At 46.5% G+C, this 13954-nt stretch carries 12 protein-coding genes; 3 read left to right on the top strand and 9 right to left on the bottom strand.

From position 1 onward, the window contains the following. Window positions 1-109: 109 nt before the first annotated feature. Both ahpC and VEJY3_RS24310 read right to left on the bottom strand, forming a co-directional pair. A complete protein-coding gene (ahpC, locus tag VEJY3_RS24315) occupies window positions 110-667 on the bottom strand; it encodes an alkyl hydroperoxide reductase subunit C (protein ID WP_014235093.1) in 558 nt (185 codons plus the stop codon). 279 nt (window positions 668-946) lie between these two features. Continuing rightward, window positions 947-1405 (bottom strand): MarR family winged helix-turn-helix transcriptional regulator, encoded by a 459-nt coding sequence (locus tag VEJY3_RS24310; protein ID WP_014235092.1) that lies wholly within the window; start codon window positions 1403-1405, stop codon window positions 947-949. A gap of 135 nt (window positions 1406-1540) precedes the next feature. Here VEJY3_RS24310 and VEJY3_RS24305 point away from each other — a divergent pair, with 135 nt between their 5' ends. Further along, complete coding sequence (locus VEJY3_RS24305; RefSeq protein WP_014235091.1) at window positions 1541-1963, top strand: organic hydroperoxide resistance protein; 423 nt, start codon at window positions 1541-1543, stop codon at window positions 1961-1963. A 55-nt stretch (window positions 1964-2018) separates the two neighbouring features. Here VEJY3_RS24305 and VEJY3_RS24300 read toward each other — a convergent pair whose 3' ends face one another. The 7 genes from VEJY3_RS24300 to VEJY3_RS24270 all read right to left on the bottom strand — a co-directional run bounded on the left by VEJY3_RS24300 (window position 2019) and on the right by VEJY3_RS24270 (window position 11108). After that, the gene (locus tag VEJY3_RS24300) at window positions 2019-2918 is read right to left on the bottom strand and encodes a GyrI-like domain-containing protein (protein WP_014235090.1); all 900 of its coding nucleotides are present in this window, start codon (window positions 2916-2918) and stop codon (window positions 2019-2021) included. A gap of 165 nt (window positions 2919-3083) precedes the next feature. Further along, window positions 3084-4193, bottom strand: coding sequence for a lipocalin-like domain-containing protein (locus VEJY3_RS24295; RefSeq protein WP_014235089.1), 1110 nt, complete (start codon window positions 4191-4193; stop codon window positions 3084-3086). Then, window positions 4193-6682 carry an FtsX-like permease family protein gene (locus VEJY3_RS24290; RefSeq protein ID WP_014235088.1) on the bottom strand — a complete coding sequence of 830 codons (2490 nt, stop codon included), beginning with the start codon at window positions 6680-6682 and terminating at the stop codon, window positions 4193-4195. Before VEJY3_RS24290 ends, VEJY3_RS24295 begins: the two co-directional genes overlap by 1 nt. Next, window positions 6679-7374, bottom strand: a complete 696-nt coding sequence (locus tag VEJY3_RS24285; protein ID WP_014235087.1) for an ABC transporter ATP-binding protein — start codon at window positions 7372-7374, stop codon at window positions 6679-6681. Before VEJY3_RS24285 ends, VEJY3_RS24290 begins: the two co-directional genes overlap by 4 nt. A 528-nt stretch (window positions 7375-7902) precedes the next feature. Then, window positions 7903-8679, bottom strand: coding sequence for an SDR family NAD(P)-dependent oxidoreductase (locus VEJY3_RS24280; RefSeq protein ID WP_014235086.1), 777 nt, complete (start codon window positions 8677-8679; stop codon window positions 7903-7905). A 34-nt stretch (window positions 8680-8713) separates the two neighbouring features. Beyond that, window positions 8714-9439 (bottom strand): TSUP family transporter, encoded by a 726-nt coding sequence (locus tag VEJY3_RS24275; RefSeq protein ID WP_014235085.1) that lies wholly within the window; start codon window positions 9437-9439, stop codon window positions 8714-8716. A gap of 193 nt (window positions 9440-9632) precedes the next feature. Further along, window positions 9633-11108, bottom strand: coding sequence for a PLP-dependent aminotransferase family protein (locus VEJY3_RS24270; RefSeq protein WP_014235084.1), 1476 nt, complete (start codon window positions 11106-11108; stop codon window positions 9633-9635). Between the two features lie 179 nt (window positions 11109-11287). Here VEJY3_RS24270 and VEJY3_RS24265 point away from each other — a divergent pair, with 179 nt between their 5' ends. After that, window positions 11288-12703 (top strand): aspartate aminotransferase family protein, encoded by a 1416-nt coding sequence (locus VEJY3_RS24265; RefSeq protein ID WP_014235083.1) that lies wholly within the window; start codon window positions 11288-11290, stop codon window positions 12701-12703. Window positions 12704-12918: 215 nt separating this feature from the next. Beyond that, a complete protein-coding gene (gene tauA, locus VEJY3_RS24260; protein WP_014235082.1) occupies window positions 12919-13950 on the top strand; it encodes a taurine ABC transporter substrate-binding protein in 1032 nt (343 codons plus the stop codon). The last annotated feature ends 4 nt before the right edge of the window (window positions 13951-13954 follow it).

Below are 13954 nucleotides of genomic sequence, written 5' to 3'. Positions count from 1 at the left end.
CATGAGGAGAGAGCAAACCGGGAAGAAGGTCGTCAAGGTATCTAACCCGGATTGCTCTCTTTAATTAGGTTTTGGTTCTTAGATTGAACCAGTGTTGGCTAATCTAGAATTAGATTTTGCCTACTAGGTCTAGAGAAGGAGCTAGCGTTTCTTCGCCTTCTTTCCATTTAGCTGGGCAAACTTCGCCTGGGTGTGCAGCTACGTACTGAGCCGCTTTCACTTTGCGTAGTAGGTCTTCTGCGTCACGGCCGATGCCTTCTGCAGTGATTTCCATTGCCTGGATAGTACCTTCTGGGTCGATTAGGAACGTTGCACGGTCTGCAAGACCTTGACCTTCACGCATCACGCCGAAGTTGTTTGTGATGTTGCCAGTTTGGTCGCCAAGCATGTAGTAGTTGATTTTGCCGATAGTCTCAGAGCTGTCGTGCCATGCTTTGTGAGTGAAGTGGGTGTCAGTTGATACTGAGTAAACTTCAACGCCACGGCTTTGTAGCTCTGCGTAGTGGTCTGCTAAGTCACCTAGCTCGGTCGGACAAACGAACGTAAAGTCAGCTGGGTAGAAGAAGAATACCGCCCACTTACCTAGAACATCTTGTTCTGTTACTTGTACGAATTCGCCTTCTTTAAACGCTGTAGCTGTAAATGGTTTGATTTTAGTATTGATCATTACTTTACTTTCCTTTCGGTTATTTTGGATTAGCAAATCTTGCTGTCGGAAAGTATATTCGCATCTGAGTTAGGTTAAATAAAATTGCTTTTAACTATCTTATTGATAGCTGATTCCTATTTTCCTAAATAGAAAAAACCTATTACGCCTAATTTGTACTGACTATTAATAGGTTTTTGTTTTTCACTCTGCGATGACCATGTTGTGCCTGGATAGAAGCTTCACAAGCCAATAGTTTTAGGTTTGTTTATTGTTGTTATGGTGTTAAATAAATGTAAATTACGTAAGTGTGTCCAACAGCTTGTTGCACAAATTCTTTAAAGTAATCAGTTCATCCAGTTCTAATGTTATTTTGCAGGCTATGGCATTAGGAACGGATTTAGCGCGTGTTTTTAACTGTTTTCCTTCGCTGGTCAGGTTCAAAACTCTCACACGCTCATCGCTTTCGCTTCTCGCCCTAGTAACGAACCCTTTTGCTTCTAGTCGTTTCAACAGAGGCGTCAGTGTGCCTGAGTCCAAGTGAAGACGTGAGCCTAATTCTTTGACACTTGCGCCGTCTTTTTCCCAAAGAACCATCATGACCAGATACTGAGAGTAGGTAAGTTCCAGCTCATCCAGTAGAGGACGATAAGCGCGAATGACGGCGTTAGCTGCACTATAGAGCGGAAAACACACTTGATTTTCCAGCAAAATTTTCTCATCGTCGTTCAATGGGTTTTCTGTGTAGCACTGACTCATGGGCTTGGCCTATCTGTTCACTATGGAGGTTATGAAAATAAATTGTGCACAATATAGTTGCAAGTGAAGTTTGTTTCGATATAAGATTGCAAGCAATTAAATTGTACACAACTTTAATTGAAAGGGGATATTCGTATGACGACGTTATACAAAACTCAAGCAACTGCTCTTGCTGGTCGTAATGGCCAAGTGAAAACTGACGATGGTCTATTGTCTCTCGACTTAGCATACCCGAAAGAAATGGGTGGCACAGGTGCAGCAACAAACCCAGAGCAACTGTTTGCTGCGGGATACTCGGCGTGTTTTTCTAACGCGATTTTACACGTAGCGCGTGAAGCTAAAGTGAATCTCAAACATGCGCCAGTAACCGCAGAAGTCGGTATTGGTCAGAACGGCAACGGTGGTTTTGCTTTGACAGTGAGCCTGGCGGTTGAGCTGGATTTACCACAAGAACAGGCGCTTGAACTGACTCGTACTTCACATCAGGTTTGCCCATACTCAAATGCGGTGCGCGGTAATATCGATGTTGCAGTCACCGTAAATGGCGAAGCGATTTAATTGAGTTGGAATGCTTAATCAGATAAAAAAGCCTGCATAATCGCAGGCTTTTCGGCTATTTGATGGCAGTGCAGAAACTAACATCTGCATGGTGAGTTTGTGGGTCAAAGCTATGGTAAAGCTCGAAGCAAGGACGATCATCGCTTTCAATGCCAGACTCAATCACTTTACTCATCAAATCATCCCATGCTTTTGAGTATTGGCCGTTTTCGGTGATGCGTTGACGCATGACTGCGTATTGACCACCAGGAAAGTCTTGCAGCTCAATGCCACTTGGAACTTCGGTGTCTTCAGGCACCATCAAACAGATGTCAGTTCGACATTTCTCGTTCGGCGTGATTTCTGGGTTGTCGTGGTAAATAAAGATGCAGGTGTTGCCCGCCAGACCTTTCATGCCAGCCCATCGGTATAGATGACCTGCTGGCTCTTCATAGCCTTTGCCGTAAGGACCATTCACGCGAATGTACGCCAGTTTGGTTGCGTCAAAGTGTTGCGTTTCCATAATAATGCTCCATGTTGTGAGTTCAGAGCCAGTATATGAATCGCTGGGATTTTCTTCGTTTCCGTTCTTGCGCAATGTGTGTCCAATCTTGCTGTTTCGCGCTAATTCAGAAAACTGTTGGTAGTTTTCACAATCGCGAAAGGCCGTTGGCGTCACCCCATAATGTTGTTTGAAGGCTTTGGCTAAGCTTTGTGAGCTAGAAAAACTGTACTCTAAAGCAATGTTGAGCACCGGTTGTTTGGATTTGAACAGGTCATCCGCTGCGGCTTCTAGTCTTAAACGTCGGATGAAATCGGCTAAGGTCTCGCCCTGCACGGCTTTGAAAGTACGATGAAAGTGATAGGGGGATAAGTTCGCTAGCGCCGCCACTTCGAGTAGATTGAGTGGTTCGTTAAAGTGCTGTTCCAGATAGCGAATAACAGGAACGAGTCGTTTTTGATAATCGACGCGCATTATTGGTTCATCCTTGTTTGATTTGCTCAAAGCGTATCGTAACAAGGCAAGCTTTCAAGGCTGTTATTGGATAAATGCGTCGCGGTCGGTTGTTTTCAATAAAGATATTGTTGTTCAACAATAGGTTAAGCCTCACACTGGTAAGCGAAGCACACAATAAGGTGCTCAATACCCTGTCAGCTCCATATAGCCGGTGCCTGAATGAGACCCGTCGATGGTCACCGGACCCTCCCAATAGGTTACCGACAGGGGCATTTGTGCGTTAGGATTGAGTGCAATAATCGTGATTTCAATTTGCTGACTGGGGATCGAAAGCTGCCACTCAGTTGGATAGTCACGACCTTGAATAGTCGTTTTTCGGGAAGCTTTTAAGCGGAGCTCGTTTTGTTGAATCGCGGTTCCGCTGCCATCTTGGTTCATCAACTTAGCGTGCGAGTAACTGGATTTTCCGGTTTTTGCATCGCGAAGTTGGAACACCATCAGGCTTGTTTCCTCACCCAGCCTTAGCGCAAACCAATCCCAACCTTGCTGTGACTCGTGTAAGTACTGTGAACTCCACTCTCTGTCGATCCAACCTTTACCCGAGATCTGATGAGTTTCGCCATCGATGGTGACTTCTCCCTCTACATCAATAAACGGCTGACTGTAGTAATGCGAAGCGGCCTGACCATCGGCACTTTTGGTGCTGTATCCTTGCTCGCCTTGCTTTTGATAGGGTGCATTACTGGTTAAGTTGAGTGAGTAAGCAAATTGCTTGGAGTTGGTATTGAGCGTAGCGGGAAACAAATCATCAGTCGACGATGTCCACTGCCAGTCATCCAGATAAACACGAAATGGTGAGGTTTCCACTCCGGCAAGCTCGCTGTGATCCCGTGACCATTTTTCATCGGCGTAATGTTTGTCTTTGGTGGTGACGGCACTGTGCGCCATGTAAATTTGATGGCTTTGCCATACGGCCTTTGTTTCTTCTGGTTTGTTTTTCTGTGGTACCGCAGCGAAGCGAAATTGTGTCCATTGCACACCGAGAGGGTTGCCTTTTTCATCGGTTAAGTTTGCCGTTAAATACCACCATTCATGACGAAAATCGAGGTGCGCTTGATGATCGGCAGGGAAGGTGATCTCAACACCTTTCATCACGGGAGTGAACGGCTCGGCCTCGGCTGGTACTTCACTTCCTCCTAATAGCATTCCCACATTTTGTTGCTTGGATTCTTCACAGCCGATAAGAGATAAACAACCAAGTACTAGTGCAACATGTTTTATAATTTGATTCATCACAGTACCTCACTTTGTAAGCTGGATACCACAGGTTTGCTCACCAAGCGCCACAGTGGGATCAGGGTAGCCATCACCGCGACTAAAATGGTAATGACGGAGATACTGAGTGCATCACTCCAGCTCCATAGGTAGTTCAAGCTCCAGCCGAAAGCGCGTAAGGTTACTACGTCAGTCAGTATATAGCCGACCATTGCGCCAAGTGGTATGGCGACAACCAACGTAAAGCTAACCAAAGCGACGATTTGCCCAACTACCATCGCCATCAATTTTCGACGACTTACGCCAAGCGCATACAACCTTGCAATGGCGGCTTTGCGCGCATCGAGTAACATAAAGCAAGCGCTGAACAAACCGATCACAGCCACCATTAAGGTGACGCCATTTAGTGTGCGTGTGATGGCAAAGGTTTGTGAAAAGATATCTAACGCGACTGATTTGACGTGAGCCTGATCGTAGAGCTGACTCGGATTCAGAGCCAACTGTTGTTGTAATTGGTCATACATGGATTTTTTGTCGCCAGAGATTTTGATCCCAAGGCTAATCGGCAAGTCTGTAAAACCGCGCTCTTGCCACAATTTATGAGCAAGTAATACTTCGCCATTGGGTGCACCGTAGTCGTGAAAAATGGCTCCGACAGTCAGAGTCTCGCCTTTCAACGCATCGAGCTTCAGGTCACTACCAAGCGATAAGCCAAGTTTCACTGCGGTAGGTTCACTGATCGCAACGACCTCTCCTTGATAAAAGCGCGGCCAGAATTCATCAACACGGGACTTAAATACCATGGTTTGTTCTAAAGTGTCTTTGTCTTTGGTGCCAAGTCGGATAGGTAAGCCCTGCAAGTTCGCATCGACATAATACTGTTTATAGACCTTTTCTACGTTGTCGAAGTGTTCCAGAGCATGCTCAACATTCGCCATTTCACCTTGCGATGGACTGACGTAAATATCCGCATGTAGCCTTTGTTCGAGCCATTGCTTTAAGGTGGATTCAAAGCTTCCGACCAAATTGTTCATACCGATATTGGCGGTCACGGCAAGAAGCAGCGCCATCATCGCAAGAGAAAGTGGAGAAACCAGCTCACGCAGTTCAGCAAACAGATATTGCACCAAGCCAGGTGTGGTTCGCTGCTCGCTCCAATACGCTAATACGCTGAGCGTTTTCGGTAGATATAAAGGAATTGAAACCACTAACACACCAAGCCATGCCATGGTCAGGCGATGATGGTCACTCAACCATAAACCTGTCAGAGATAGCGTGGTGAGCACCAAGCCGACAAGGAACAGTTGATTCTGGTTGGATGTTTCTGGTGCTTGATAAAGACCACTATGCGAAGAAAGCGGCTGATGGACTCGCTGTTTAAAGTGCTGCCAACAAGCGAGCAAAGCCGCCGCTAACGTCAGCAGCAGAGCCTGCGCCCACCATTGCCACTGCCAGGTGCCGGGGAGTAGCGTTGCGCCGTAGAGTTGCTCAAGCGTAAGGGCAACCGTTGGATGTAACCAATGACTTAATTGCATACCGAGGACAAAGCCAAGTGACGCGCCGAACGCCACCAAAATCATCAATTCAACTAATAGCGCAGAGAACACATTTATCGGTGCGATGCCAGCCTGCTGAATTTGTACCAACAGGCGATTACGTTTGAGTAAGCTGTACTTCACGCCGTTATAGGCGATAAACAGGCCGACTAAAAACGCCAACAAACTCATCGCAGTAAGATTAAGGTGGAAGCTGTCCGTTAGTGAGCCAAGATCGGTGCTTTGTGTGTTGGCGACCCATTGTCCTTGTTTTCCGACTAAGCTTTGCCATTTCTCGAGGTTATTGCCTTCACTATTGAAAACCGCGATATAGCTCAGTTGCCCGGGTTTATTGAGTAACTGCTGAGCGAAGCCAATATCCATCAACATCCGGCTTCCCAGTTGCCAGTCATCCGGCAGAACAACGACTTTCGTTTTGACCTCATCCAGAATCATGAAATCTGCGCCACCTAGATTGTGATGTTGGGATTGACTCATCATCACAATTGGCTCACCAGCCAATAGCTGAGTCAGGGGGAGTGTGCTATCGAACAGGGAAATATCTTGTTCGTTACTAGAATCTGAGGCATAGCGTGTTCCAGAGGTGATCGCAGCAATAAGGTCACTGCCCTGCACTGACCACCGACGACCTTGTTCATCCCTGACCCGACCTTCAATCACCGGCAGTGAGGCGCTTAACCCCTTTTGCCTAAGTGAAAAGTAGAGCGATTCGGGCAAATAGTGTTGACCAGCTGGTGGGATAATCAGGTTTTGTGCTTGAGCACTCAGCTGCTCTGTAGATTCTGCGTAGCTGCGCTTGGCATTGAGATTGATGGCTTGCACGGCGACAAACAACGTAACGGCGAGTACGATGCCAACTAGAATTGCTGCGGCTTGCAGCGGTGCTTGCCGATAATGAGTGGTAAACAGGTAAAGTGCGAGTTTGGTGTGCGCAAACCTGGTTTTTTTCATAGCGCGGCTCGGAGGTTGTCCAGCTCACGGACAAGGTGACCGTTTTTCAAGCGCAGTTGAGCTTGCATGAATTCGGCACATTCAGTGCTATGCGTCACCAATATCACTGCGGTTTTACCTTGCGTGGTAATGTCACTCAGCAGCTTCATGACCTCTAAACCGGCTTTTTGGTCAAGGTTACCAGTAGGTTCGTCAGCGAGTAAGAGTTTGGGTTTGTGGGCTAAGGCTCTGGCTATGGCGACACGTTGTTGCTGACCACCAGAAAGGGTAGAGACATGCCTGTTTAGTAAATCACTAATAGCCAGAGTCTCCACTAAATAGTCACACCATTCGTTCCAATTTAGCTGGTTCAAATTTAGTGGAAAGGCAATGTTTTGTTTAACGTTTAGTGGCGTTAACAGGTTGAATTGTTGAAAGATGACGCCAAGCTTTTGATGTCGAAAAAGGCTCCATTGCGGGTCTTTCCAAGCGGTGGTGTTTTCTCCATCTAACCATAGTTCGCCACTTGATAGAGGTTCGAAACCCGCAATGATATTGAGTAGGGTACTTTTACCGCTACCACTTGCCCCTGTTAATGCCACGCTTGCGCCGTTTGTCAGAGTGAAGTCGACATCTTCCAGCACACGGTGGTTCTCGTTGCCATCAACAAAGCTTTTGCTGGCACTTTTAAGTGTGACAAGCGGATTTCCCATTTTCTCTCCCTGTAATCCAACAACTTGAGCCGTTTCTTTCGGCGGTTGTATATCTATAAGATTAGGGTCTGTTTATCTTTCGTGGTTAATTTTTGTTCGAGATAAAAGCGTTTTAATCGAGGCGAGAGGCGGACGGCTAGTTGTTTGTAGCTTAGTCATTCTAAGCAAAACACCTCTCAACAAAGAGTAAAACGCTTTTAGCGGGGGCGTCCAGCTCGAACCCTTCGGGCAGCGTTTGTGGGCCCTTTCTACTGTGTTATCGGCTTATCAGGTAGGGTAACTACATTTCAAAGCCTCTGCCTTGTATAAAGAACCCACACACTGCTGCAAAAATCAGCTCGAAAGGTCAACAGACCCTGTAAAACAAACTGAAAACGATAGCGATTAACGTCGACTTCCTGACAACTTGTACTCAAAAGAGAAGGGAATGGATGAGTGGTTCGGGGAGATGGTAGTTTGGGTTTACGATCTCAACCACCTACTTGAGTAGGCGGTTGTTATTTAGAGCGTTTCGTTTTTTCTCATTCTTCAGCAGGCTTTAATACTAGGTGCCTTCACAATTTTGAAGTTGTCCCAAGCTTGGCTAGTTGGCATCACTTCTAAGCTGTTAATGTTGATGTGGCTTGGCTGCTCTGCTATCCACAGCATGATGTCTGCGATGTCCTCTGGCTGCAGTGGGTTAGTGCCATCGTATATTTGATTGTACTTGTCCTGATCCCCATTAAAGCGCACTAAACTGAACTCACTTTCAGACAAGCCCGGCTCTAAACTGGTGATACGGAGCCCCGTGCCTGCGAAATCCGAACGCAAATTACGCGAAAATTGAGCCACAAATGCTTTGCTGGCACCGTAGACGTGTGCGCCCGGATAACACCAGTTGGAGGCAATACTGGCTAAATTGATAATGGTCGCTTTTGGTTGCTCTAGCAGGATTGGCAACAGTGCGTGCGTGACGTTAACCAGGCCAGTGACATTGGTATCGATCATGGTGTGCCAATCATCGAGTGACGCTTCATTTGCGGGGCTTGCTCCTAATGCCAGGCCTGCGTTGTTAATCAAAATTTCGATGTTCTTGAATTGTTCTGGTAATTGTTCAATCACCGCTTTTATATCTTCAGCGTCTCGTACATCTATTGTCGCAATATGGATGTCACAGTCTTGAGATAATTCATCCGCGAGCGCGTTCAAACGTTCTTTACGCCTGCCAGTTAACACCAATTGGTAGCCTTCGTGACCAAAACATCTTGCTGCCGCTTGGCCAAAGCCCGATGTTGCGCCAGTGATAAACACAGTAGGTAGATTCATAGCCAATGTCCTTTTTCCGTTAGAGCATTTTCCGTTAGAGCATCCAAATTGCTCGGAGCAGCGCCAGAGCTGATAGTATTAACATCAGATAGAATGCCGCTTGATGAATGATGTTTAAGTTCTTGTATTTAAAAGCCAGTTTTCCTGTCATCAATGCCGTCATTGCAATTAGTGCATAACCTAATGGGTGATCGGGCATGAAGTACCACTGTTTGGTCATCACATAGCTACTGCCGACAACAAAACAGGTAGTAAGAAAGAAGTAGCTGATTAAGCTATTGCGCTGCACGTCAATGGGCATCTTGCTATAGCGCATGTAAATCACAACGGGTGCGCCCCCTGCGGACACAGCACTGGTTGTCCAGCCTGACATAAACCCACACAACAACGGTGACCGTGATAGCTGTAATGTCAGGGCATGCTTGCTGTGACTGAGTGCAGCAAGGGCTAGTATCGCGCCCGGAACGATCACTTTAAGCTGACTATCTGGCAGGTAGAGTAAGAGTAGGTAACCAAAAGGTACACCAAGACCCGTTGCCCATAGCAGTGGGGTCAGTGTTTTGAAATCGGTTTTGTTCCACGCGGAAGCGACCAAAGGCAAGCAAACTAGCAAGTCTAATAGCAGTACCGCAGGCACCATTTCGGCAACAGGGTACATAGAAGAAAGGACTAGGATAACCAAGGCTGAGAAACCGAAGCCGGTATAGCCTCTGATGAAACCTGCAACAATCAATGTAGAAATAATGATAAATTCTGACACGGCGACCTTCCTTTCTAATCAACCAACCGTAATGCTTAACGTTAATTTACTTGGATTAGGAAGGATTCCTTAGTACCAGTTGAGGTTATTTATGGGTACAGGTAAGGATATGAAAATTAATAAAAAAACCATCACGAGTTAAGTTCGTAATGTATGGTTATTGGTTCGGTAAAACTCTTTCTTTCGGGCGGATTTACAATAGTGAGGCGAGTTTTTGGATCCCGGCGTCTATCTTGCCTTTGTCTATCGCGGAGAAGCCGAGTCTTATGTATCGACGGCTATCTAGATGGAAACGGGCGAAGTGAATGGTTCCAGGTTCTACCAATACTCCTGCATCTTGAGCTTTTTTGGCGAAAGCTTCACAGTCGATAGGTCGAGGCAATTTCAGCCAGAATGAGCTGCCCCCCATCGTTTCTGTGGTCACACATTGCGGCAGGGGCTTTTCTATTGAAGTGCGCATTTCAGTCCAGCGTTCTTGGTAGCAATTTTTAAGCTTACGCAGGTAGGCGTCGTAATGACCAAGCGAAATAAACAGTGCACAGGTGCGTTGGTTGTTCGCTGGTGGATGGCGGAACATCAAGCGTCGAAGTGAACGTGTTGCTTGAATCAAAGGCCTTTCAGTGACCATATAGCCTAATCTCAGTCCTGGGGATAGTGATTTGGATAAGCTACCGATGTAAATGACTCGGCCATGTGTATCCAAACTTTTGAGTGATGGGCTCGCCTGACTTAGCACATTGACTTCACTCTCATAGTCATCTTCTATGATCACAAAGTCATATTTTTCAGCGGCATCCAGCAGTGCTTGTCGCCTTTGCATCGACATGGTGACATTGGTGGGAACTTGATGGCTCGGGGTGACGTAGACATAGTCACACTGCTTTAACTCGTCACTGATTTCAATCCCTTGGCAATCTATGCCAATAGGTACGATATGCGCGCCACGAGAAGCAAAAATATTACGCACGTCTGGGTAGCCCGGCTCTTCAATACCAATGGCCGTTCCTTGATTTGCCAACAGCTCTGCCAACAGATACAACGAATTTTGTGTACCTATCGTGATAAGAATTTCTTCCTGATGGGCTTTTATACCGCGCTTGGTGAGCACGTTACTTTGTAGCTGTTTGATAAGTGCCGGGTCATCACTGTCGATTGAGTCTGATATCCAGTCTTTTACTACACCGGAACGCTGTGATAAGCGGCAGCATTCGCGCCAATGGTTTAGAGGGAATATCGAGTGGTCAGGTTGTCCGAACAAAAACGGATAAGGGTAATCTTGCCAGTTTTTGGCCTTGGATATATTGCGTTGATTACGCAGATCTTTCTTAATTCGATTGGTCCAAAAATGGGCAGGTTTTGCACCAAGAATGACTTCATCACGCGATGTTGATGTGTCGTCGATATTTAAATCTTCGTGTAATGCTTCTGTATTTGGGTAGTAGCCACTGCGCTCCTGCGACTTTAAATACCCTTCATCAACCAGTTTGTCATAGACGAGAACAACGGTATTTCGAGAAACTCTGAGCATTGATGCCAGCTTGCGGCACGAAGGTAACGCTTTATCTTCGAAGACGCCATTACGCATTGCGTCGAGTAAGTGTTCCCTAATTTGTTCTTGCAAGCTTCTCTCTGGAGAGAATTGTATGTGCATCAAATATTCACTTTTCATAACTCGCCTATAACGGTGCTGTTTTATTCTACTAACAATCGCTAAGCATCAACCGTACCAACTTCCCTTTTACTTAATAGTTACTGCAATGTGTGTTGACCCCATAAAAAGCTACAACTGGATCTATATGCCAGACAGGGAGCTTGTCTAAGGTGAAAGAAAACCGAAGGAGAGCGTTTATGGATTACGGACAAACACATTTGGCACAGCAGCCAGCCCAGCGCGATGTTGAACAGGTCGAAGCGTGGGATAAAGCGCATGTTTGGCATCACTTAACACAACATGCCGCATTTGAAAGCCAGTCACCGCTTATCATGTCCCATGGTAAAGACGAGTATGTTTGGGATATTAAAGGCAATCGCTATTTGGACGCGAGCTCAGGTGGTGTGTGGTGTGTCAATGTCGGCTATGGACGCGAGCGAATTGCCGAGGTGATAAAAAACCAAGCGTTGCAATTGAACTACTTTGCAGGTTCCGCTGGATCTCCAGTGATGGCGGAGTTTGCCAGTAAACTCATCGAAAAAATGCCGGGTATGAGCCGTGTTTATTTTTCTAACTCGGGTTCTGAAGCGAATGAAAAAGCGTACAAAATCGTACGCCAGATTGCGCACAAAAAGTATGGTGGTAAAAAGCATAAGATCCTTTACCGAGAGCGAGACTATCACGGCACAACCATCACTTGCTTGAGTTCCACCGGGCAAGAAGAACGCAGAGCACAGTACGGCCCGTTTACCCCAGGCTTTGTTGAATTTCCACATTGCTGTGAGTATCGCTCTCAGTTTGGCAGTGTCGATGACTACGGCATCAAAGCAGCACAACAATTAGAAGAGGTGATTTTACGTGAAGGGCCAGAAACCGTAGGTGCGATTGTCGTTGAGCCGATCACGGCGGGGGGTGGCGTGATCACCCCGCCGAAAGGCTACTACGAAGAGATCCAACGTATCTGTAAAAAGTACGATATTTTAATTCACGTTGACGAAGTGGTGTGTGGTGTTGGTCGCACTGGCAAATGGTTCGGCTACCAACATTATGGTATCAAGCCAGACATCGTGACGATGGCGAAAGGGGTTGCATCGGCTTACGCTGCTATCTCTTGTACCGTGACAACAGAGGAAGTTTTCCAACAGTTCAAAGACGATCCTTCGGATAAATACAGCTACTTCCGAGACATCAGTACTTTCGGCGGCTGCACTATTGGCCCCGCCGCCGCATTAGAGAACTTAAAAATCATTGAAGAAGAAAACCTGATCAATAACGCCGCTCACGTTGGTGACTATTTGATGGCGCAGCTTCAGCGCTTGAAATCGAAATATGAAATGGTCGGTGATGTGCGAGGCAAAGGGTTATTTCTTGGTATTGAATTGGTAGAAGACAAAACAAGCAAAGAACCTGTCAAAGAGGCCGTTGCTGCCGATATTGTGGCTAAGTGTATGAAGCGAGGTGTGCTTATCGGGCGTACCAATCGATCCTTTGAACGACTCAACAACACATTGTGTCTAAGTCCACCATTGACTCTCACCCTAGAGCAAGCCGATGAAATCGTGAATGTTATTGACGTGGCCATTGCCGAAAAAATCGCAGAACCTGTGGTTTAACGTCTATTTAAAACCAATAAAAATCAACAGCGCCTTGGTGATACTTCGTGGATTGCCAAGGCGCTTTTTCTCGTTATTAAACCCGATAATAAATGCACTAAGATGGCGCACTGAATTGGTGCGTAACTGGACCAATAAAGAAATGCTCTGGTACTACCTAACCACAACAGCAACTCGTAATGTGAAGATGTCATACAGCACATAAGGACGTGGATATGAAGGCACTGATGAATAAATCACTGAAAAACAAGTTGGCGAGCAAAACGGTACTACTGGGGACTTTGCTTTGTTCAATGAATACTTGGGCAGCGAAAGAAGTGACGATCGGCTACCAGGGAATGTTCAACCCGATGAAGTATGCCATTGATCAAAAGCTGGTTGAAAAAGAAACGGGTTACGACATCAAGTGGCGCAAGTTTGATTCTGGCGCAAAAGCAATTACGGCTATGGCGGCAGGTGCTGTCGATATGACTGTTGCTGGCTCCAGCCCAATTGCGAGCGCGGCAAGTAATGGCGTTGAGATGGAACTGGTATGGGTGATGGAAAACATCGCAGACGCAGAAGCCTTGGTCGTCAAAAACGGCAGTGGTATTAACTCGCCAGCCGATCTCAAAGGTAAACGTATCGCGGTTCCATTTGTTTCTACTACCCACTTTCACATGCTATTTGCTCTAGAACAATTTGGATTGAGCGAGAAAGACGTCAAGCTCATCAACATGCAGCCGAATGCGATCATGGCGGCTTGGCAGCGTGGTGATATTGACGGCGCGTTTATCTGGGATCCTGCTTTGGGCAAGATCAAGCAAGACGGCAGCGTACTTATTAGCTCAAAACAACTTAGCGCGTGGGGCAAGCCGACATTCGATGGAATGATTGCGAACAAGCAGTTTGCTGCTGAAAACGGTGACTTCGTTTCGAAATTTATCACTGTAGTTGCGAGTGTTGATCAGCAATACCGCGCTGGAAAAGAAACCTTCAGCGCTAAAGACCCAATGGCGGTTTCAGTCGCGAAACTGGCTGGGGGTGAACCAGAAGGCGCAGTTGACGCGATGAGCCTGTATGAATTTCTGGATGTGGATACTCAGTTGTCATGTCAATGGCTGGGTTGTGGTAAAGAGGGAGGCGCGAGCAAGGCGCTCGAAGCAACGTCTGCTTTTCTGTTGAAAGAGAAGAAGATATCGGCACTGATGCCAGATTACAGCGTATTTGTTAACCCAAGTTACGCCGAAGCAGCGAAAGCTCAGTAATCAC

It is taken from the genome of Vibrio sp. EJY3 (genome assembly GCF_000241385.1).
Taxonomy (GTDB): domain Bacteria; phylum Pseudomonadota; class Gammaproteobacteria; order Enterobacterales; family Vibrionaceae; genus Vibrio; species Vibrio natriegens.
The sequence above is the reverse complement of the archived record's forward strand: the minus strand, read 5'-3'. Positions and strand labels throughout refer to the sequence as shown.

What these genes read in the sequence shown, in the direction of transcription:
- VEJY3_RS24280 (WP_014235086.1), bottom strand. Translation starts at nt 8,679, where the DNA reads ATGAATCTACCTACTGTGTTTATCACTGGCGCAACATCGGGCTTTGGC.
- tauA (WP_014235082.1), top strand. Translation starts at nt 12,919, where the DNA reads ATGAAGGCACTGATGAATAAATCACTGAAAAACAAGTTGGCGAGCAAA.
- VEJY3_RS24285 (WP_014235087.1), bottom strand. Translation starts at nt 7,374, where the DNA reads ATGGGAAATCCGCTTGTCACACTTAAAAGTGCCAGCAAAAGCTTTGTT.
- VEJY3_RS24265 (WP_014235083.1), top strand. Translation starts at nt 11,288, where the DNA reads ATGGATTACGGACAAACACATTTGGCACAGCAGCCAGCCCAGCGCGAT.
- ahpC (WP_014235093.1), bottom strand. Translation starts at nt 667, where the DNA reads ATGATCAATACTAAAATCAAACCATTTACAGCTACAGCGTTTAAAGAA.
- VEJY3_RS24305 (WP_014235091.1), top strand. Translation starts at nt 1,541, where the DNA reads ATGACGACGTTATACAAAACTCAAGCAACTGCTCTTGCTGGTCGTAAT.
- VEJY3_RS24295 (WP_014235089.1), bottom strand. Translation starts at nt 4,193, where the DNA reads ATGAATCAAATTATAAAACATGTTGCACTAGTACTTGGTTGTTTATCT.
- VEJY3_RS24270 (WP_014235084.1), bottom strand. Translation starts at nt 11,108, where the DNA reads ATGAAAAGTGAATATTTGATGCACATACAATTCTCTCCAGAGAGAAGC.
- VEJY3_RS24300 (WP_014235090.1), bottom strand. Translation starts at nt 2,918, where the DNA reads ATGCGCGTCGATTATCAAAAACGACTCGTTCCTGTTATTCGCTATCTG.
- VEJY3_RS24310 (WP_014235092.1), bottom strand. Translation starts at nt 1,405, where the DNA reads ATGAGTCAGTGCTACACAGAAAACCCATTGAACGACGATGAGAAAATT.
- VEJY3_RS24290 (WP_014235088.1), bottom strand. Translation starts at nt 6,682, where the DNA reads ATGAAAAAAACCAGGTTTGCGCACACCAAACTCGCACTTTACCTGTTT.